Below are 20567 nucleotides of genomic sequence, written 5' to 3' on the forward strand. Positions count from 1 at the left end.
CATAATTGGCTACGCCGAATCTTCGATTTCTATTGAACTTTTGTACTAAAATTTCGCCACATCGCCAAGTGCTATTCGTTAGTAGCCATAGTTTTTTTATTCAAACTTCTTTAAACCTACAAGTGGACTTGGCTAAGTGCTTTTAACAAATTTAAACCAATGAAATTATTACACACACTACTACTATCTATCTTTTGTGGATTTGGAGCTTTGGCTCAACAAAAAATTACGGGTAAAGTTTTTGACGAAAAAAATCAGCCTGCCGAATTTGCTACGGTATCCCTCCTTTCAGCGAAGGATTCAAGTATGGTAAAAGCCAACTTGACGGATGCCTCTGGGGTTTATCATTTTGAATCAATCAATAAAGGTCGCTACCTCATTAGTATTTCGATGATGGGCTATCAAAAAGCCTTTAGTGCTGTTTTCTCTGTAGACCAATCACCAGTTACCATCGAAAATATTATCTTAAAGACAAGTTCAAAGACCTTAGACGAAGTAACAGTAACCGCTCAGAAACCCTTTTTGGAACAAAGAGCCGATAAATTAGTCGTAAATGTGGCTAATAGTCCTGCCTCTGTGGGAAGCACTGCTATTGAAGTTTTACAAAAAGTCCCTGGGCTAATTATTGCGCAAGATCGCATTACGATTGCAGGTAAAGCTTCGGTATCTATTATGATTGATGGAAAACCATCGCAGTACACCGATATGAATCAGGTTTTGAAAGATTTGCCAAGTAATAGCATCGAAAAAATCGAGGTAATCAAAAATCCTTCTGCCAAATATGATGCTGCGGGTGGTGCTGTGATAAATATTGTAATGAAACGCAATGCTAATCTTGGTACAAATGGTTCCGTTGCCCTCAATTTTAGAGGTGCAATGGTCGACAATACGGTCGTAAATCGTAGTAAAAATGACTTTTTTGGCGGATATTCTCCTAACTTTTCGCTCAATCACCGCAAAGGCAAGTGGAACGTATTTGGAAGCTATACTTACTCAGATAGAACGTTTTTTCAACTCACACAAATTGACCGTGTAATTGGTAAAGATGAGTTTTCGAATATCATGATGAATCCTGGGGATGCCAAAGTTCATAATGCTCGTTTAGGCGCTGACTATTATTTAGATAAGAAAAATACCATCGGGATATTACTTACAGGTTTTGACCGTTCGGGTAGCAACAACAGTACAGCTATTACAAAAGTATTTTCGACAGAAACTAAACAATTAACCAGTCAGTTCGAAACCCTTAACGACCAACCTACTACTCGTAATAATATTGGTTATAACCTCAACTGGAAACATACTTTTGATAGTACAGGACGTGAGCTAAACGTGGATTTAGACTACGTACAGTACAAACTCAAAAATCAAAATTTGATTACGATTTTGGATAATGGTTTGCGTCGTAATAATTCACAGAGTGTGGATAACCCTGTGCAATTTATGACAGTAAAGTTGGATTATACACATCCTATTTCGAAGGATAGCAAGTTGGAAGCGGGGGGAAAAATGAGTTTTGCAACGATTGACAACGATTTGCGTTTTTATCGTGAACAGGTGTTAGATACCAAACGAAGTAATGTTTTTAACTATAAAGAAAACATCAATGCGCTTTATGTCAATTACAATACTAGTTTTGGTAAAAAATGGGAACTTCAAACGGGTTTGCGTACAGAACAAACCGTTGCAACAGGTTTTAGTCAGGTCGAAAATAAAAATGTGTTGGAACGTAACTATTGGCAGTTTTTTCCAAGTATTTTCTTGACGCATAAACTAAACAAAAGCTTAGCCATTACGACCTCATTTACCCGTCGTATCGACCGCCCAAGTTATCAACAACAAAACCCATTTGAATTCCAGATTGACTCTTTGACTTTTACGAGAGGTAATCCATTGTTGAAACCACAGTTGACCAACGAAATTAAATTGCAATTGACCTTTGATGGACAGCCATTTTTTGCCCTTGGCTACAACAATACCAACGATGTCATAGTGGATAATGCGCCAAAGCAAGACCCTGCTACGAAGCGTACCTATACAACTGCCGAAAACTTAGCGACTTACAAAAACTATTTTGTAGAGTTGAACTTTCCAATCAAAATAGGAAAGAAAATTTCAGGATATGGTGGTAATCAATTGATATACAATGCCTACAATGCCAATTATTTAGGAGGTACCTTTGATCAATCTCGTGTAAACTGGTTGGCTTACTTTAATATTAACGCCAAATTTACCAACAAACTAAGCATGGAAATGGGCGGTTGGTATATGACTCGTTCGCAACAAGAGTTTTTGACTTTAAACCCATTAGGAGCATTAACAATTGGTTTACAATACAAAGTATTAGAAGGAAAAGGCAAGATTTCGTTGGCGATGAACGACGTATTTTATACCGAACAAACAAGAGGGCTTATTGAATATCAAGACATTAACCTTAAATACTTTAGTCGTGAAGCATCTCAAAACCTTCGTTTAGGGTTTAGTTATAGCTTTGGTAACCAAAAATTAAAAGCAAGTCGCTCACGTCAAACAGGTTCCGAGTCAGAATCTAATCGTGTGAAAGCAAACTAAATAAGAGCTTTGAATGCTGAGTTTGGAGTGCGGAGTTTTGATAAGAGTATGAGTCATCCCTAATTTAGTGATTTAATGATTTAGCGAATGAGTGATTACGTTAAAATTTATATGCTAGCAGTAGAGACGCAATGATTGCGTCTCTAGCCAAGTAAAATCTAGCATTGTAGCATTAAAAAGGCGTTCGAAAACTAATTTCGAACGCCTTTTTAATGCTACAATGCTGAATGAAACTTATCTTAAAATAATCACTCATTCGCCAAACCACTCATCCACTCAATTTAGATCATCTTATAAATCTGAAGCACGATAGGCCTCAATCAATTTGATTTCACCTTCTTTGCCTTTTACCGAATTGCCATGTTCCATGCCAAAAACAAAATCACGTCCAGTTGCTTGTGACTTTGCATTAATATGTTTGAAAATATTCTTGTAATTCATCTCGCCTGTGGTTGGTTCTTTACGCCCAGGCTCGTCGCCAATTTGGAAATATCCAATCTCGTCCCACGTTTGGTCAATGTTATAAATAATATGTCCCTCGTTACGTTGCATGTGCCACATATCAAACAAAAACTTACACGATGGACTATTGACGGCCTTACAAATCATATAAGTTTGATCTGAATTTCTTAAAAACAAATCTGGGGTATCGCTTAATGCCTCCAACACCATCACCAAGCCATGTGGTTCGAAAATGGCGCTTGCCATACGCAAAGACTCAATTACATGTCCAGTCTGGATTCCGATGGGGATACTACGATCGTAATTACCTGGCACTACGGTCATCCATTTGGCATTCACTCGTTTGGCAACTTCTACGGCTTCTTTACATCTTTGTAAAAACTTATCACGCCATTCCTTTTTACCCGAAGCCAAAGAAGTTTGTAATGGCCAGTTATCAAAGTTTACCACAAAAACTCCCATGGTCATTCCTAGCTTTGCCATAGTTTCCCCGACTTTTGTTTGTACCTCCACAGATCTGTCCATCATACCATTATCCTCAAGCGCACGAAAACCCATTTCGTGCATAAACTTAAGTTGATCGATAGGATCTTTGCCTGCGGAATTTTCGAACATTCCAAAATGAGGCGCATATTTGAGTTTAAAAGCAGGTTGAGCTGAAGTATTTTTTGCTTCCAACACACCGCTCGAAAGCGTACTTACGGCAGAAGCTGCTAATAGATTTTTGGTAAAATCACGTCTTTGCATGGTAAAAGGGCGTTAAATAGTTGAGGGTTCTAATATACAGAAAAACTTATTGTATCCTGACGGGGCTTTGGGGGATTTGTGTAATTTGAAGATTTGATAATTTGAAAATGTAAGTGTGATGATTGTCCTTTTTTAATGCTAAACTTGTCAAATTTTCAATGGCTTTAGAGATTTATGTTTCGTGTTTTAAAACTACCGATTCATGTATTTTTACCCAAACGCTGCTGAGTATGCAAAAATCTACACTATTTGAGACTAGAGATACTTCTGACGATAGCTATCTTTAAGCTTTTCAACATCGGATAAATACTTAATATTCAGAAAAATTTCCCCCTTTTCCTATCATGACAAAAAAACTTATCTATCTATGGCTGGCTGTTGCATTTACACAGTTCAACCTTTTTGCTCAAAATCAAGAACAAATCGTGGTTTTACCACAAACCAAAGGTAATCTTGAAGGAACCTTATTAGTACCTCAAACAACTAAGCCTATGCCAGTTGTATTGATTATTGCTGGTTCGGGTCCGACAGACCGCGACGGCAATAATCCTCTCGGAGTAAAAGCTCAATCCTACAAATTGTTGGCAGAAGGCTTGGCAAAAAATCAAATAGCAAGCTTGAGATATGACAAGAGAGGTATTGGAAAAAGTAGTAATACCGCTGTCAAAGAAATAGATATGCGTTTTGAGACAGGTGCCGACGATGCAGCTCAATTTTTGGATACACTTCGCAAAGACCCTCGATTTAGTAAAGTACTTGTTCTTGGACATTCGGAAGGCTCGTTATTAGGAATGCTTTTGGCACAAAAAAGAAAGGTAGATGGCTATATTTCGGTATCTGGTATTGCCCAAGGCATAGATGAGGTAATCAACGAGCAACTTCGTCCACAAGCCATTCCTGATTCGGTAAAGGATACTGTTAAAAATTATTTGGCAACACTCAAACAAGGTAAAACTATTCCCAAACTCATGCAAAATATGGTAATTTTCAGCTTGTTTCGCACGAGTATTCAGCCCTATATGATTTCGTGGTTGCGGTATAATCCTAGCCAAGAAATTACTAAAATCACAAACCCAATTTTGATTGTTCAAGGCAATGCCGATATTCAAGTTACTGAAAAAGAAGGACAAGCCTTGCATCAGGCTGCTCCAAAGTCTACTTATCTGATGATTCCACAAATGAATCATGTACTCAAATTAGGCACGCTAGACCCACAGGAATCACAACAAAATTATCAAAATCCAGATTTACCTTTAGCACCTCAACTTATGGAAGGAATCGTTAACTGGATAAAGAAACTCCGATAAAATATTTAAGTTATGAATACCTTATTCAAAGCGCTCAACGACCCCACCCGTCGTGAAATTTTAGAGCTCCTCAAAGACAAAGACCTCAATGCTGGTGAAATCGCCGAGCAATTCAATATGTCGAAACCCAGTATTTCGCATCATCTCGACCTGCTCAAACAGGCCGAATTGGTCGTCGCTATCAAAAAAGGGCAGTTTATCGAATACTCGCTCAATATGACCGTGATGGACGAAGTGCTTGCATGGATATTGCAGTTTAAGCCAGAGGTACAGATTTCGAAGGTTGAAATAGCACCCAATAAATTGTGAATGAGCGAGTTGTGATTGAGTGATTTTAAAAAGCTAATTACTGGACAAAACGAGAAAGTGTGATTCAGGTGTATCGACTTTTTCAATGATTTTTTTAAGAACAGTTTTAAACTGTTAAAAGAATGAGTCCAAGACTAAGTCTTGAACTAGGATATTCAGTTTTGTCCAGTAATCAGTTTGAAAAACTAGATTTTTTTCAAAAATCACTAAACCACAATTCGCTAAATCACTCAATAACAACTATCTTAGAATTGCACTTCTAACAACAACTTATGAAACAACGCTTACTCTCGCTCGATACCTTTCGAGGGCTCACAGTAGCCATGATGATTTTGGTCAATAACCCAGGCGATTGGGGACATATCTATTGGCCTCTCGAACACGCCGCTTGGGATGGCTGTACTCCTACAGATTTGGTATTTCCTTTCTTTCTTTTTATCGTTGGGGTTTCTATTTCTTATGCATTTAAAGATAAACAACCCGACTCGAAAACGCTTCTTAAAATATTAGAGCGTAGTTTAAAGCTCTTTGGCTTAGGGCTTTTTCTATCTCTTTTCCCAAAATTTGATATATCGGTAGTACGCATCATGGGTGTTTTGCAACGCATAAGTCTAGTCTTTTTCTGTTGCTCTATCCTCTTCCTTTATACTAAACCTCGTACTCAAATAGGCATACTAGCTGGCATACTGATTTTGTATTATATCCTTATGACAGTGGTACCTGTACCAGGCATTGGCGCGGCCAATTTATATGCCGAAACTAACCTTGGAGCTTATTTTGACCGTATGATTTTGGGGATTCCACATCTTTATAAAGCAGCAAAAGTTTGGGACCCCGAAGGGTTATTGAGTAGTTTACCAGCAATTGGCAATGGTATTGCAGGAATGTTGGCAGGGTATTATATGCAAAACAGAGATCAAGAAGTTCATAAAAAACTTCTTAATCTCTGTTTAATAGGATGCATGGGCATGCTAGTCGGATGGGCTTGGGATAGTGCGGGATTTCCCATCAATAAGTCCTTGTGGACAAGTTCATACGTGTGTTGGACTGCTGGTATGGCAACTTGCTTTTGGGTGGGATTGTACTGGCTTATTGATGTCAAAGGCTACCAACGATGGACCAAGCCATTCGTGGTATATGGTGTCAACGCTATCACAGTATTCTTCTTATCGGGTCTGATTCCGCGCATTTTACGAATGATAAAACTACAGAATGCCGAAGGCGAAGAAGTCAATCTTCAAGTCTGGTTATACAAATCATGGATTACGCCATGGTTTGATAGCCCTTATAATGCTTCCCTTGCAGGAGCAATTATCCTCGTAAGCTTATGGTGTGGCATACTTTGGATCATGCACAATAAAAAAATCTTTGTCAAAGTCTAGTAAATAAACTGAAAGAGCAACACCAAAAGTGAGGTTGTGGCTTTCAAGTATTTACTTTATACATTTCTATAAACAACTCGAGCAGTAAGAGGCGCCTTCTTACTGCTCGAATGATTACAATACAACTACAGAATTCTCGTCAGACGTGATACCGTTTGGAACAAACTTATCAGCTTCTGTTTCGTTTGCCCAAATAGCGCTATCAAATAAATAACGGAATTGAAATTCTTTTCCAGCTTCTAATTCAAGCGTACCTTTAAAAGTACCATCTTTTTGTTTTTTCAAGGCTGTAGCCGAGGCATCCCAATTATTGAACTCTCCTACCACGTTCACTGCTTTTGCACCGTTTGTTACGTCAGCAGGAACTGCAAATGTTACTTTACATACTGGTTTTGATTTCAAATACTGTTTTGTAATTGCCATAATGATAATAAGTTTTTAGGAGTTATTGCTAGATTTCTTTTTTCATTTGCCAATGAGTGAAATGGTCTTTACCAAACACTCAAATTGTACTTTATCTATTTAACTAAGATAAAAATTTATCGCAAATATTCAAAAAATATTCCCATAAAAACCTAACAACCAGACAATTAATTATTAATTATATTAAAATAATTATAATTTAACTAATCTCTCTACTAAAAACAGTATAGAACTGGTATTTTGAAGGTGTGAAACTCATACATTTTTAAATTAGAACTATTCCTCCATAATCTGAAAAGTAATTGGTAAAGTAAACCGAACCGAGACAGGTCTTCCCGACTGTTTTCCGGGTATCCATTTAGGCATTTTCGACACCACTCTTAGCGCCTCTTCATCGCACCCAAAGCCAATCCCCTTAGCTACAGACAGTTGAGAGATGCTTCCATCGCCAGTTACCACAAATGATACAAATACTTTTCCTCCTACGCCTGCACGTTGCGCCTGTGACGGGAACTTCAAATTCTTATTGAGATACTCGCCCAAGGCACGAATTCCACCCTTATATTCTGGCATACTTTCGACTGCGGTAAAAATCGTTTCCTCCGCTTTTTCTACATGCACAGGCGCCTCTATGGCAGGCTTAGTATTGGCAAGGTCAGGGTCAATTGGAGGTATTTCGATTTCGGCTCCGTCCACATTTTCAGTACCAATCACTGCTGTACTCTCAGCTAACTCCTCTTGTGTTGGAGGCAATTCAATTTCTCTTTCATCGGTTACTATCTCAGGAGCTAGATACTTAATTTGTTTTACTGGCTCAACGGGTGTTTCAGGTTTGGGTGGCTCTGGTAATTCTATTTTCTTTTCCTCCGCAGGTGGTAGTTTTACATCTTGTAGGGTAATTTCTACCTCCCGTTTATCTCGTGAGTTCTGTGAGGCCCAAATAAAAGGAGTCGATAAAGCCAATCCAAATGCCCCTACGCCTATCAAAGTGGCTCTTTTAACAATTTGTTTGTACTCTTGTCTTAGAAAATAAGCACCATAGAGCTTATTACGACCTTCGAAGATAATATCATCTAAAGTCTCGTGCTGTTGATTTGATAAGTTGCTGTTCATGATATTGAGAAGTTTAAAAGAATTTAAAACTAAATTTTTAGTTATTGTGTTAAAAAAAATTACCTCAGATGAGGTTGGGGTAATGGCGAATTATGAATGATTGAATTGTGAATGTAGAATTAGGATTGTATGAAGGATTTTCTTTTGTTCAAAAGAATTCTTATCATTAGCATTTTTTGATGTAGTGCAACTCTTGCAGTTGCCACTACATCAATTTTATCTTAAAGACAATGCTAAACCTTCGTCCAGTACTAATGTAGAATTAGTACTTTCCCAACTATTACAGATTTCTGATTTTAAGAATATGAAAAATGCCTTTATTCGAAATGCCTAGTTCAAGACTTTGTACTGGACTCATTTTTTAAACAGTTTGAAAACTGAAGCAATAGCTAGTCCGAGATAAAGTCTCGAACTAGTTATTGGTCATTTACACACTTTGTCTATAAGGTGTAGCCATTTCAATAGTAGAACTAACTCTTTAGTTGTTATTTAGTAAAAAAATACCTCAAAAGAGGTAGGAAGTTGGACTCAGTATTGGCTATCAGGTATGAGCTATCAGCTTTCGGATATATCAGCTAATAATATTAGGTAATAGCTGATATATACTTATCTTTTTACCGAAAGCCGAAAGCTCAATGCTGATTGCTATTGGAATTGGTGTAAAACAACTTACTATGTTTATGCTTTTTTGAATGAAATAGGGACGACGAAAGTACATCTTACTAATTTGTCCTGATGTGTGCCTGGCACCCATTTTGGGACAGACCTCAATACCCTTAAAGCTTCATTATCAAGGGGTTCTCCAGCCGACTTTAGCACTTTAAAATCTTCAGCTGAGCCATCTTTGTTTACCACAAATTGGATATACACCTTCCCTTCCATATTTGCCTTTTGAGCTTCTTCTGGATACTTCAAATTGGCACGTAAGTATTCCACAAAAGCAGGCATACCCCCATTAAACTCTGGCTGATGGTCAACGCCATTCATAATAGAATCGGCTTCCATTTGTAGTTCTTCGGCTAAAGCAGGACTGATAATCGTCGCACTAGAAATACTGATTCCTGACTCGGCTAATACTTGTCTCCCAGATTTACTTGGTACTACAGCCTGTCCTCCTTTTTCTACAATGGCTCTCCATTTTACATTGAGACGTTGTTCCATTTCTGAACCTCTCAAATTAGATGATGCCAAAATCAGCATAGCTCCCAACAAAGGTAAAACTAATAGATATTTCCACTGAACATCGTCTTCAGAACGGTCCTTCATCAGCATCTGAATACGTTGTTTTAGCATAGAGTCATTAAAAAAGTTATTGGTTAGCGGTATGGTTTGCACACCAAATTGCTCGTGAAACAGCAGCATCGCATATTCCTCCTTAGATTCCTCCCATTGACTTGTGATTTCATCAGCAATAAACTCATGGATATAGCGAACTGCTTTTTTGTATAAATAAATAACGGGGTTGAACCAATTAAATATTGCCAAAAGCTCAAACAACATAATATCTGCCGAATGTAACTGACGAATATGTACTTGCTCATGGCGCATAATCACATCTCGCATAGGCATATCCTTGCTTACAAATAAGAAGTTGAAAAAGGAAAATGCACTTTTATTAACGTTCTTCTTTTGAGATTTTCCACGAAGTAAATTTCCCAAATAAGCCATTTGAAGTCCCATTCGACCAATACCAATAAGAACGCCAGTTATATATACGACGGCAATCATATCGCCCCAAGTCCAGCCTTGTTGTACAAAACCCTCGGTTGGAGTGTAATACATTTGTGGGTCGTAGATATATTTCATAGTATGATACACACTATCACTCACTAATTGCTCACGCACCCAAGTAAACTGCAGCATTGGGATAAAAAACGCCAAAGCAGAGGTTGCCAACAAATAAGCTCTGTTGAGATAAAAGAAAGTCTCTTTACGCAAGACAATATGATAAAATCCATAAAATAGAATCAGATACAGATTCACTTGGAGTAAATAGTGCAGCCAGTTCATACGCAGTTAATGTTAAATTGATGGTCGAGATTGAAGCGATAATAAATTCTGTTCGTTGGTTGTCAATGTATTAACGATGGCATATTGCTTATTATTGGTAATAGCCAGTTCGTCTAACAAATCTACCATGTTTCGATAATGAGCTTGGTCGGTTGCCTTTATCACTACTGTGAAGCGCCTTCCAATTTTAGCTTTGTAATTAAATAATATTTGTCGGATTCCTTTGTCAGAAAAATTAGTTGTTTTAAGGATTACATTAGGATCTGTTGGGATACCTTGATAGTAATACACCTTATTTTCTTTGTCCAAAATCACCGTTAACGTTTCGCTTTCTCGAATATCCGAAGAATTATCTGTGGTTTTATCAGGCATACTCAACTGCATGGTAACAGGTTTCAATAAGGTAGTAGTCAACATAAAAAAGGTAATCAACAAAAAACCTAGGTCAACCATCGGTGTCATATCAACACGCGTAGATTGTCGGGAGCGTCGCGAGCCCCCTTTGTCGGATGTAGAAATTTCAGCCATAGCTAGTGTTTGGTTATCAGGTTTCGACCGTTAGTGCATCATAGCAACAATGGTCGAAACCTTAGTGTTGTGATAATCTCAACTCCTATTTTTTCATGCTATTAATCAAATTCAAAATCTCATCAGCTTCTTTCACATCAATTTTTCCTTTTTTAGAAAAGAAAGAAAATAAACTTGAAAACGAATTTTCGAAATAGCCTTCAACCAGTTTTTCGGTTGCAAACGTACTGTATTGTTCTTTGCTCACGACAGGAAAATACTCATGTGATTTGCCATAGGCCTTATGGCTCACAAAGCCTTTTTCCTGAAGAATTCTAACAATTGTTGAAACGGTATTATAAGCAGGTTTGGGCTCTGGTAGATAGTCTAGAATATCTTTCACAAAGCCTTTTTCGATTTGCCAAAGCACCTGCATAATCTGCTCTTCGGCACGAGTTAACTCTTTGTCTATTTCTTGCATAATTGTAGTTTATAAGTTGTATGCAAAATCAATTTAGTATTCTGGAAACGAGCAAATTGATATAGAGCCACCAAAGGCTCATAGCTGATACCCGCCTGCCAAAAGATATTTTCTTTTTGCTTTATGACTTATAATTAGATACCTGTTGTTTGAGTACTCATGTTTTAATGAGTTGAAGTTAAAACTAAAATTTTAGTTAAACAACTATTTGATTAGTTTTTTTTTCAAAAAAGAAGAAAGAATAGGAAATTAGGAATGAAATGGTGGTTGTTTTTTAGTGGGTAATCTTAGAACGGTACAAATAGAAATAAAAGGAAGTTATTAGAATAGACTTATCATCAGAAGAGAATAATCAATTTGTAGTGTAGCTCTATTCTGTTTCTTATCTTTTAAAAAATTGTATAGTCCGATACTAGGTATCGGACTATCGTTTGTTTCAGGTTCTAAACTGTTTAAAAAAATTAGTCCAAGACTAAGCTTTGAACTAGTAATTTTTTGTATTAATCCTTAATAATCATAATCTAAACCTAAAGCATTTCTCAAATCATTGAGTGCAGGGTTCTTATTCGCTAGAAACTTAAACTTTTCGGCTTGGGTATAAATCATAGGTTTCTCCTCCTCTTTCAAAATCGATACCTCAATATGAATCGTACTATTTTGCATGGCTTTACGCAAATGCGTAAGTACTTCTGTACGTAATGCCGTGGTCAATAGTTCTACCTGAATTTCATTATCAACAGCCAAATGAATTGTGGTTCCTTCTAGCGTAAAATCCCTATTAAGAATTACAAACTCGCTGAAGCGTTCACGAGATTCGAGCCATTTCACGAATGAATCCCATTGCACTTTGAGTTGTTCTTTGGTAAAAATTTTATTTTGAACAACCTGCTTTTCTTCTAATACAGGTATGGGTGCCGAAGATACTTTAGGCGTTTCTCCAACGGGTTTTCCTAGATTAGCAGTACTTTTTAGTCCCCCAAGATTTACTTTTGGAATAGCACCTACAGGTGCAGGATTAGTCGAAACAGAACCAGCCGAAGCATTATTTGGTTGAGAAGGCACAGCGCTAGGCACCTGAGACGTAGCCGTTGGCGCACTGATAGGCTGCTGAGCTACAGCAGGACTATCGATACTAGGCTTTCCCCCAGCCCCACCCTCCACAGTAGGGAGTGCACTCAAATTAAGCACATGCGGAATATGAGCCAATTTAAGTAAAGTGATTTCTACGTGTAATTTTTGGTTTTTGGCTGATTTATAATTCAAATCACATTGAGAACCGATACTCAATCCAGATGCCAAAAATGAAAAATTAGCTTTAGCCGACTGCTCCAAATATTTTTGCTGAACACTCTCTGAAACCTGTAATAATTTTACCGTTACAGGATCTTTACAAACCAATAAGTTGCGGAAATGCTCCAACAAGCCCACCACAAATTGATGCCCATCAAATCCCTTTTTCAATATTTCGTCAAAAAGTAGATAAGCCTCCGCCACCTTCGACTCCATGAGGGCGTCGGTCATTTTGAAATAATAATCATAATCCAAAATGTGTAAGTTTTCTAATACTTCGGCATAGTGCAAAGTATTGTCCTTAGAAAAAGTCACATTAAGGTCGAACATCGAAAGCGCATCACGCAAACCACCATCGGCTTTTTGTGAAATCAACTCGAGGGCGCTCCATTCGGCAATGATCCCTTCTTTGGCCGCAATATTGGCCAAATGTTGTGTCATATCTCCGATTTGAATACGATTAAAGTCAAAAATTTGACATCTCGATAAAATCGTTGGGAGGATTTTATGCTTTTCGGTCGTTGCCAAAATAAAAATAGCATATGTTGGAGGCTCCTCTAGGGTTTTCAGAAAAGCATTGAAGGCACTTGTCGACAGCATATGAACCTCATCTATGATATAAATTTTATATCGTCCAGATTGAGGTGGATAGCGCACTTGGTCGATTAGATTACGAATATCATCGACTGAGTTATTTGAAGCCGCATCTAGTTCATGAATATTGAAAGATGCGTTATTTTGAAAGCTTTTACACGATTCACACTCGCCACAAGCCTCCGCTTCATGCGTAAGATTCTGACAGTTAATAGTTTTTGCAAGAATTCTTGCACAAGTAGTTTTACCAACACCACGTGGTCCACAAAACAAAAAAGCCTGAGCCAAGTGGTTGGTTCGGATAGCATTTTTGAGAGTAGTTGTAATATGAGATTGACCCACTACGGAATCAAACAAAGCAGGGCGATATTTCCGAGCCGAGACTACGAAGTTTTCCATAGATGCAAGTTAGGAATTGTAAGACGATTTGACAAACGAGGGAATCAAAAACATGCGTCATCTTTAATTGAGTGAACTGTGATTGAGTGCATGAGTGATTATGCTAATTTTACTTGTAGAGACGTAATACTTCACGTCTGGAGCCTAGTTATTTTTTGTCTTACAGAATTAAAAAAGGCGTTCGAAAAGCTAATTTCGAACGCCTTTTTTAAAATTTATAGAATCATCCTAATTTCAAGATAATTCATGGTCGATATTAAGTAACCGTGCGTTTTTTATTTTAGGGATATGGCAACAGGCACAAGGCAAAGAGTGTTAAAATGTTTTTTATAATAGATACATTTTTGCCGAATGCCCAATGCCGAAAGCCTTAAATGCTTACCATCTTACTTGACCATCCCCTTCTACAATCCATTTTTCAGTCACAAGCTTCTCAAGTGCAAATGGTCCTCTGGCATGGAGTTTTTGAGTTGAAATACCTATTTCGGCTCCTAATCCAAACTGTCCTCCATCGGTGAAGCGTGTAGAAGCGTTAGTATATACTGCCGCTGCATCTACTTCCTGTACAAATCGCTTACAAAGGTCGGTATCTTTTGAAAGAATCGCCTCCGAGTGACGTGAAGAGTATTTACTAATATGGTCTAATGCCTCCTCTAAGCCTGAAACGACTTTGATAGAACATTTATAGTCTAAAAATTCACGGCCAAAATCTGCTTCTGTTGCTTTTTGTAAAGATTTGAAGCCTGCTTCTGCCAAAATTTCATAAGCTGTATTATCGGCAAAAACTTCTACATTCCATTTGTTAAAGCCTTCTATTAAGCTTGGTAAAAATGTTTCAGCTATCGCTTCATCTACCAACACGGTATCCAATGAGTTACATACCGAAGGACGAGATACTTTGGCATTAACTACTATTTCGGTTGCTTTGGCTAAATCAGCTGTTTTTTCCACATAGGTGTGACATACGCCAGCACCCGTTTCGATAGTTGGTACTAAAGAATTTTGACGTACAAACTGAATCAATGACTCCGATCCACGAGGAATAATTAAATCGACAAATCGAGTAGCAGTCAATAGTTCTTTGACAAATGCACGGTCGGTTGGCAATAACGTAATAGCGTCTGTATTTACTCCAAATTCACGCAATACATCATGAATAAGACTTACCAAATAGGTATTGGTATCAAAAGCATCAGAGCCCCCACGCAACACCACGGCATTACCTGAGCGGATACAAAGTGCAGTTACATCAACGGTTACATTTGGACGGGATTCGAAAATCACCCCAACAACGCCCATTGGCACTGCTATTTTTTTAATTTTTAAGCCATTTTGAAGTTCTTTTGACAAAAGTAATTCACCAGTAGGGTCGTTTAGATTAGCGACATCCTTCATACTTTCAGCCAAATCGGCAATACGTTTTTTGGTAAGCATCAAACGATCGTACTTGGGGTCTGCGGGGTCCATGCGTAACAAGTCTTTGGCATTTTCTGCAATAATTTGCGTTGTATTGGCTACCAATACCTCTGCCAAACGATAGAGAATATCCTTTTTTTGTTGATCGCTAAGTCTTCGGATTTCTGCCGAAGCCGCATGCGTCTTGGCCAAAATTGGCACAATAGACGTTAGTTCGATGGTTTCAAGTTGCATAAATTGGTTAACATTAATTTTAAATCAAATTTCGTAAAGATTTTCTAAAACTCCTCTTAAAATCTAGAAATAAGCGAGTACCAACATCGTTAGACTAGTTTAGGAAGCATTCATAATCTCCTTTATTTTCAAGTGTTTTGTTCACTTGATTGTAGTAATAGTCTCAACGTATAATATCTTTGCAATTCGTAAATCTTAATATCAGTACGATATATTTGGGAGCAAGAATCTTCCACTTTAGAACCAAGTAATTCGTAGGATCAGTCTATATACTTACACTTTTATGCTAAAAAATCATACGACACTAAGTAAGTCTATTATCGCTTTATCAAGTCTTATTTTTATCTTTTTAGGGCTCTACAAGTTGCAGTATTTCGGATTGGAATACGACGAAACACTATTCATTAATGCCTCACTCGGTGACCTTGATGGAGAGACCTTTGTGATCTATAAGATTAAAGATTGGGTGGTGCTTTGTTACCTCTATATTGGTGCGTTGAAAGCATGGATTTATATGCCAATATTTAAGATTTTTGGCGTAAACGTACTAAGTGTTAGGCTTCCAATGCTTTTATTAGCCTGTGTCAATTTATGGCTTAGTTATAAAATTACGGCAAAGTATTTCAACAAAAGTATCGCTCTTGCCACACTATTGGTACTGTCTCTCGATTTAACCTTTCTGACGCTACAAAGATTTGACAAAGGTCCTTCTTGTATCGAAATGTTTATCAAGCTGATCATCTTACTATGGTTAACGTATCCGAACAGTCATTGGTTTCGCTACGGCCTGACGGTATTTTCCTTGATGTTTGTTGGGGTCTATAATAAATTTAATTTTATCTGGTTTACCAACGCCGTGTTCGGGGTGTATGCTCTCCAGCAACTTCCGAGTGTTATGCCTATCTTAAAAAAGTTAGACTTCAAAAGTCTGTTTCAATCTAACTTTTTCCGTTATGGTGCAGGATATATGATCTTTGTTTTTCTTTTTTTATTTACCTTAAAACAACTTCATATCGACGGGCAAGGAGGAGGATTAACACTCAGTTTTTTAAAAGAACGCCTAATATTCTGTTTCAAAGAAACCAAGTATTTGCTTTTACAAAACAGTATTTTCAAGGTTTTTGGCTGGAGTATCGCAGGAGTTCTTTCTTCTACAATCATGAACCTTGTTATTCTCAGCTGTGTGCTGATTAATGTTTGGTTGTATTTGAAAGGACATATATCCTTTCATTCGTCACATACTCAAGCTCTTTTGTTGATATTATTGATTTTTCTACAATATATTATTACCTCCGCTGCCACTCACGTTTGGCATAGTTTTGTGATGTACCCTATGCTTCCTATCGTCATACTCAGTAGTTTTTATGAATTGGGAAAATACGTAGGTGGATTAGTCCCCTTTGTTGGAATAACAACGCTTGCTGTGGGTTGGAATATTTTCACGAATGTGTTGTTTTTCCAAAATATCAATCATGAAAGCTGCGTTACTGAAATTTTTATTCCTGAAATCAACCAAGTGATTGAATATGTTGCTCAAGACGAGCATCGCTTGGTTATCTCTACAGATTGGGGTACACATACCCAGCTATTGGGTGTTGACAACAAAAGAAATACGTTTTCAGAGCCTTATCGACTGTTTCCATATCCTTCTGAACTCTCGAAATGGTGGGGCAAAAATCAAAAGTTTTTCAATGGTACCAAACCAGTGATTATTGTACAAGCCATAGCAACAGATATTGCTAAAAAAACACGTTATGACTATAATGTGACTATGGAAGAGAAAAAAACGGAAGATTTTCTACATTATTTAGAACAAAAAGGAGTCAAGATTTGGCCTACGAAGCTTATCAAAAACTCCTGTGGAGATAGATTGTTTCAGATTTATGAAGCGAGAGTTCCTAAGGACATTTAAGTAATAAAGAGCATAAAAAAGGGACTTCAATCAGATTGAAGTCCCTTTTTTATGCTCTTTATTACTAGAAATCATACCCTAAGGTCAGATACGAAATTGGTGCTTTTACCTCTTTGTTTTCTAAGCCCCAGCCAATATCAAACTTCACAAAGTATCCCAAAATCGTAGTTCGTGCTCCGATACCATAGCCCACTAAGAACGGACTACGGAAGTCGGTAATAGTTGCTCTAAATGGAATGTTTTCACCATTAGCGATTTGGGCAGGCGTAAGGTTTGGTAATACATACGTATTAAAAGCATTTCTACGAGAAAAAGGACCAACTCCTGTCCAAGCAGTACCCACATCGGTAAAGCCTGTTAGCTGTAAATTTTTAAAGAAATTAGAATAGATTGGTCCCGAATACAAGTATTTCGCAATTGGGAAACGAACCTCTGCATTCAAAGCCATAAAGCTATTTCCTGCAATTTTGTTCATATTAAAACCTCTCAGAGGTGTTGCGTAATCGAGGAAGAATAAATCTTTTTCGATAGTACTTGAATTAAATGGATTGTTTTTATTGTTGGTAGCCTCATAGGTACGACCAATCCAGTTGTCAGCACCACCCATGACTGTTGCCTTTGGTGCATTTCCAAAAGAATGCCCTCCTGCTCCACGAAATGCCAAAATCGTTCCTTTGCCAAGGCGGATATAATGACGAATATCTACATTGATTTTTTCAAAACCATCAGAAGCCGACGTTACACCTGTGTAATGATCATAGCGAACTTTGAAACGTGTTCCTTCTAATTGATTCAACCCATGACTAATCGTGTTATCATACACATACTCAGCTCTGGCGCCAACATAATCAGCATTGATTGTTGGCAAATATGGTGCAATCACACTTGTGTTTAGGTCAAACTCATAATAGCGCGTCGTAATAAAGTTAGTCGATATCGATACTCTAGAGTTGGTATTGATTGGGTATGCAGCACTAAAAGTGACTTTATTTAAACGATATTTGGTATCCTGAACTTCGCCATCGTCGCTGGTAGTTCTTCTATCGAATCTTACTGAGTAATCTATTTTCTGTGCCAAGTAAGAATATTCTGCCCACAAATCTGAATTTTTTAGATTTGGGGTTAAGAACAACCCTGTTTTCAACAAATGATTTTCCAACAAATCATTCATCTTTAGGTTGGCATTCAATCCAAATCCTCTTTGTGGTAGTGGGTCAACGACAAAATCAGTTTCTGTACCATTTACCACAAAAGCATTATTGTAGTCGGTAGGTCCTTTGATTTTTATGTTATCTTTTCTGGCCTGTTTTGATGACAAAATCCGTTCAGTACGAGTTTTTCTATCATTCTTCTTGTCGGCTGTATTAGAAGCAGGCGCTTTGGCTGTTGCATTATCATCAAACTGATAATTATCCGTATCTATTTCGCCAGGTAAAAGTTTGATACTTGGCTGACTTGAATTTTCTTTGGGTGTTTCTGTCGGTTTGGTTGCGTTATTATTAGGCTTTACTGCATTTACAATTGGTGCACCAAACAGCCTGACGTTACGATTGGTAAATGGAATATTGGACTTTATTCCCAAGTCAGCATTTTTCTGATAAGCGATTATATCTTGATTATTATCGATAAAGCGATACACCAAGCTATTACTTGACAAAGCATAATCAAAACTTATAATATCAGTACGGAAAGTACTAACTAAATTAGGCTCATTTTCTCCTGCAATCAATTTATAGATGTTACGAATACCTTTTTCATCACTCAGAAAATATATCGTATTGCCATCGGCAACTACTGGGTGAGAGATATTACCTAATGAATCAACGAGTACCTTTACAGTCTCAGCTTTAGGTTTTCCTTCATGCAAAAACAACTTGAAAGGATTTGTAACAGACTTATGCGTGCCTTTATCTACCTCCAATGAGTCCTTCAAACGATTGGATACAAATACGACTTTTCCTGCACTTCCAACAAATTGAGGATTCAAATCGTCATACAGGTCATTGGTCAATTGGCTAACTGAAGAACGGGCTACATCTAGCAAAAACAAGTCATTTTGCCCTTTACTTTCAGCACTAAACACGATTTGAGTTCCAGCATCCGAAATATCAAAATCACTGATTTGGGCAAAATTCTTTAAGACTCTTTTGGTTTGTAATTTACCTGATAAATCTTTTTCACTAATGTCCGAAAACAAATACAACACCATGTCTCCACGGTCTTCAAAAATTACCGCCAACGAACCACCTTTTGTCCAAGATACTAATGGCAAAGTATGGTCAATCGACTGGTTGAGTGTTTTGAAGCCACTTGACAGGATGGTTTCGGTACGTTTTGTTTTGAGGTTAACCACCTCCACACTCGAACGGCCCAAATCATTGCGGGTCAAAGCCAAAAAGTTACCGTCTGGACTGATTTTAAATTGATTAAGGCGATTGGGAGCATTCAGCGCTTGTTGTCCTATCTTGAAGTCATACTGTGGAAGCGTATAATTGGCGATTGTAGCTTCGGCATTACTCGTATAAAACTCTCTCCATTCTTTAAGAAATCTAGAAAAAGGCATTCCCAAAGTACTCGAAATAGAGGTTTGTTCATTACGAATAATACGGGTAAGGTTGAGAATATTAGAAATATTTTCACGCCCATAGCGCTCTGCAATATAGTTCCACACCGACTGTCCTATCAGACCAGCTTCACGCCCAGCAGTTTGGTTAGGGCGTTTGATAAACTTATTGATAATGGCGTCGCTCATGTACGAGTCCAACTCGGTACTCCAACCCTCAGCAATATATTGAGAAATACCTGAAATAAACCACTCTGGTACGCTCAACAACAAGGAGTTTTGCAAAGATTCTTTGATACTTCCACCATACAACATATCATGGATAAACACCCTTGAAATCTCACGAGTTAGTTCTTTCCTAAACATAGTTGCACTTCCCGAATACGCAATTTCGATACGAGATTTTGCCAAATTCTCTTCACGAATCTCTTTTTCGCTAGACAAGCTCAATCCCACATTACTTTGATTAAGGTCAGAAGTAGCGTTATACACAAAAATCTTTGTGCGGTTAAAAGGAGAATAGCCCAAAACGTCGGTAATACGATCGAATTCTGATTCGGCCATTTGAATCGCTAATGTTGCATTCTGCTGACCGCCTTCATAATAATACACTTCAAAGTTTTGTGTACTTAAAACTTTCCAGTGAAATGGGCGGTATTGAATTCTATTTTTCCCAAACTGCTCCTGTGTAGGAAAAGTAGTTTGGGCATCAGCATAAAACGAGGCTAGCAGAGATAGTACTAGTATAGTTTTTTTCATTGTTGATTCAGCTTGGGTATTGTTGCTACGAAAAGCTTTAAATTATGTGGTATTAGAGAACCAAACTTATTGGATTATCCTTCACAAA

Annotated in this window: 14 protein-coding genes; 5 read left to right on the plus strand and 9 right to left on the minus strand. The window is 37.7% G+C overall.

Annotated elements, in window-relative coordinates:
• Window positions 1-159: 159 nt before the first annotated feature.
• On the plus strand, window positions 160-2571 hold the full coding sequence (locus QM524_RS20050) for a TonB-dependent receptor domain-containing protein (protein ID WP_283345917.1): 2412 nt from the start codon (window positions 160-162) through the stop codon (window positions 2569-2571).
• Window positions 2572-2862: 291 nt separating this feature from the next.
• Here QM524_RS20050 and QM524_RS20055 read toward each other — a convergent pair whose 3' ends face one another.
• Complete coding sequence (locus QM524_RS20055; RefSeq protein WP_095161563.1) at window positions 2863-3780, minus strand: hydroxypyruvate isomerase family protein; 918 nt, start codon at window positions 3778-3780, stop codon at window positions 2863-2865.
• A gap of 344 nt (window positions 3781-4124) precedes the next feature.
• Here QM524_RS20055 and QM524_RS20060 point away from each other — a divergent pair, with 344 nt between their 5' ends.
• The 3 genes from QM524_RS20060 (at window position 4125) to QM524_RS20070 (ending at window position 6778) form a co-directional block, all read left to right on the plus strand.
• Window positions 4125-5087: an alpha/beta hydrolase gene (locus QM524_RS20060; RefSeq protein ID WP_283345918.1), complete on the plus strand. Its 963-nt coding sequence runs from the start codon at window positions 4125-4127 to the stop codon at window positions 5085-5087.
• A 12-nt stretch (window positions 5088-5099) separates the two neighbouring features.
• A complete protein-coding gene (locus QM524_RS20065; protein ID WP_166578975.1) occupies window positions 5100-5396 on the plus strand; it encodes an autorepressor SdpR family transcription factor in 297 nt (98 codons plus the stop codon).
• A gap of 272 nt (window positions 5397-5668) precedes the next feature.
• Window positions 5669-6778 (plus strand): acyltransferase family protein, encoded by a 1110-nt coding sequence (locus QM524_RS20070; RefSeq protein ID WP_283345919.1) that lies wholly within the window; start codon window positions 5669-5671, stop codon window positions 6776-6778.
• 114 nt (window positions 6779-6892) lie between these two features.
• Here the strand turns inward: QM524_RS20070 and QM524_RS20075 are convergent, their stop codons facing one another.
• The 7 genes from QM524_RS20075 to QM524_RS20105 form a co-directional block, all read right to left on the minus strand.
• Window positions 6893-7201: an isoamylase early set domain-containing protein gene (locus tag QM524_RS20075; RefSeq protein WP_283345920.1), complete on the minus strand. Its 309-nt coding sequence runs from the start codon at window positions 7199-7201 to the stop codon at window positions 6893-6895.
• Between the two features lie 276 nt (window positions 7202-7477).
• Window positions 7478-8314, minus strand: coding sequence for an energy transducer TonB (locus tag QM524_RS20080; RefSeq protein WP_283345921.1), 837 nt, complete (start codon window positions 8312-8314; stop codon window positions 7478-7480).
• 678 nt (window positions 8315-8992) lie between these two features.
• The gene (locus QM524_RS20085; RefSeq protein ID WP_283345922.1) at window positions 8993-10324 is read right to left on the minus strand and encodes a M56 family metallopeptidase; all 1332 of its coding nucleotides are present in this window, start codon (window positions 10322-10324) and stop codon (window positions 8993-8995) included.
• Between the two features lie 12 nt (window positions 10325-10336).
• Window positions 10337-10852 carry an ExbD/TolR family protein gene (locus QM524_RS20090; RefSeq protein WP_283345923.1) on the minus strand — a complete coding sequence of 172 codons (516 nt, stop codon included), beginning with the start codon at window positions 10850-10852 and terminating at the stop codon, window positions 10337-10339.
• Window positions 10853-10937: 85 nt separating this feature from the next.
• Window positions 10938-11312, minus strand: a complete 375-nt coding sequence (locus tag QM524_RS20095) for a BlaI/MecI/CopY family transcriptional regulator (protein ID WP_095161546.1) — start codon at window positions 11310-11312, stop codon at window positions 10938-10940.
• Between the two features lie 507 nt (window positions 11313-11819).
• Window positions 11820-13595 (minus strand): DNA polymerase III subunit gamma/tau, encoded by a 1776-nt coding sequence (locus tag QM524_RS20100; protein WP_283345924.1) that lies wholly within the window; start codon window positions 13593-13595, stop codon window positions 11820-11822.
• 378 nt (window positions 13596-13973) lie between these two features.
• Window positions 13974-15245, minus strand: coding sequence for a glutamate-5-semialdehyde dehydrogenase (locus QM524_RS20105; protein WP_283345925.1), 1272 nt, complete (start codon window positions 15243-15245; stop codon window positions 13974-13976).
• A gap of 283 nt (window positions 15246-15528) precedes the next feature.
• On the opposite strand from QM524_RS20105, the gene QM524_RS20110 reads away from it, so the two are divergent.
• The gene (locus QM524_RS20110; protein ID WP_283345926.1) at window positions 15529-17157 is read left to right on the plus strand and encodes an ArnT family glycosyltransferase; all 1629 of its coding nucleotides are present in this window, start codon (window positions 15529-15531) and stop codon (window positions 17155-17157) included.
• A gap of 64 nt (window positions 17158-17221) precedes the next feature.
• Here the strand turns inward: QM524_RS20110 and QM524_RS20115 are convergent, their stop codons facing one another.
• Entirely contained in the window at window positions 17222-20479 is a 3258-nt protein-coding gene (locus QM524_RS20115; protein ID WP_283345927.1) for a hypothetical protein, read from the minus strand.
• Window positions 20480-20567 lie beyond the last annotated feature (88 nt).

This window comes from Flectobacillus roseus (assembly GCF_030056595.1).
Lineage (GTDB): Bacteria > Bacteroidota > Bacteroidia > Cytophagales > Spirosomataceae > Flectobacillus > Flectobacillus roseus.

Excerpts from the sequence above, each read along its gene's own strand:
- QM524_RS20070 (WP_283345919.1), top strand. The coding sequence starts at position 5,669 with ATGAAACAACGCTTACTCTCGCTCGATACCTTTCGAGGGCTCACAGTA.
- QM524_RS20055 (WP_095161563.1), bottom strand. The coding sequence starts at position 3,780 with ATGCAAAGACGTGATTTTACCAAAAATCTATTAGCAGCTTCTGCCGTA.
- QM524_RS20090 (WP_283345923.1), bottom strand. The coding sequence starts at position 10,852 with ATGGCTGAAATTTCTACATCCGACAAAGGGGGCTCGCGACGCTCCCGA.
- QM524_RS20095 (WP_095161546.1), bottom strand. The coding sequence starts at position 11,312 with ATGCAAGAAATAGACAAAGAGTTAACTCGTGCCGAAGAGCAGATTATG.
- QM524_RS20110 (WP_283345926.1), top strand. The coding sequence starts at position 15,529 with ATGCTAAAAAATCATACGACACTAAGTAAGTCTATTATCGCTTTATCA.
- QM524_RS20105 (WP_283345925.1), bottom strand. The coding sequence starts at position 15,245 with ATGCAACTTGAAACCATCGAACTAACGTCTATTGTGCCAATTTTGGCC.
- QM524_RS20050 (WP_283345917.1), top strand. The coding sequence starts at position 160 with ATGAAATTATTACACACACTACTACTATCTATCTTTTGTGGATTTGGA.
- QM524_RS20115 (WP_283345927.1), bottom strand. The coding sequence starts at position 20,479 with ATGAAAAAAACTATACTAGTACTATCTCTGCTAGCCTCGTTTTATGCT.
- QM524_RS20075 (WP_283345920.1), bottom strand. The coding sequence starts at position 7,201 with ATGGCAATTACAAAACAGTATTTGAAATCAAAACCAGTATGTAAAGTA.
- QM524_RS20085 (WP_283345922.1), bottom strand. The coding sequence starts at position 10,324 with ATGAACTGGCTGCACTATTTACTCCAAGTGAATCTGTATCTGATTCTA.
- QM524_RS20080 (WP_283345921.1), bottom strand. The coding sequence starts at position 8,314 with ATGAACAGCAACTTATCAAATCAACAGCACGAGACTTTAGATGATATT.
- QM524_RS20065 (WP_166578975.1), top strand. The coding sequence starts at position 5,100 with ATGAATACCTTATTCAAAGCGCTCAACGACCCCACCCGTCGTGAAATT.
- QM524_RS20060 (WP_283345918.1), top strand. The coding sequence starts at position 4,125 with ATGACAAAAAAACTTATCTATCTATGGCTGGCTGTTGCATTTACACAG.
- QM524_RS20100 (WP_283345924.1), bottom strand. The coding sequence starts at position 13,595 with ATGGAAAACTTCGTAGTCTCGGCTCGGAAATATCGCCCTGCTTTGTTT.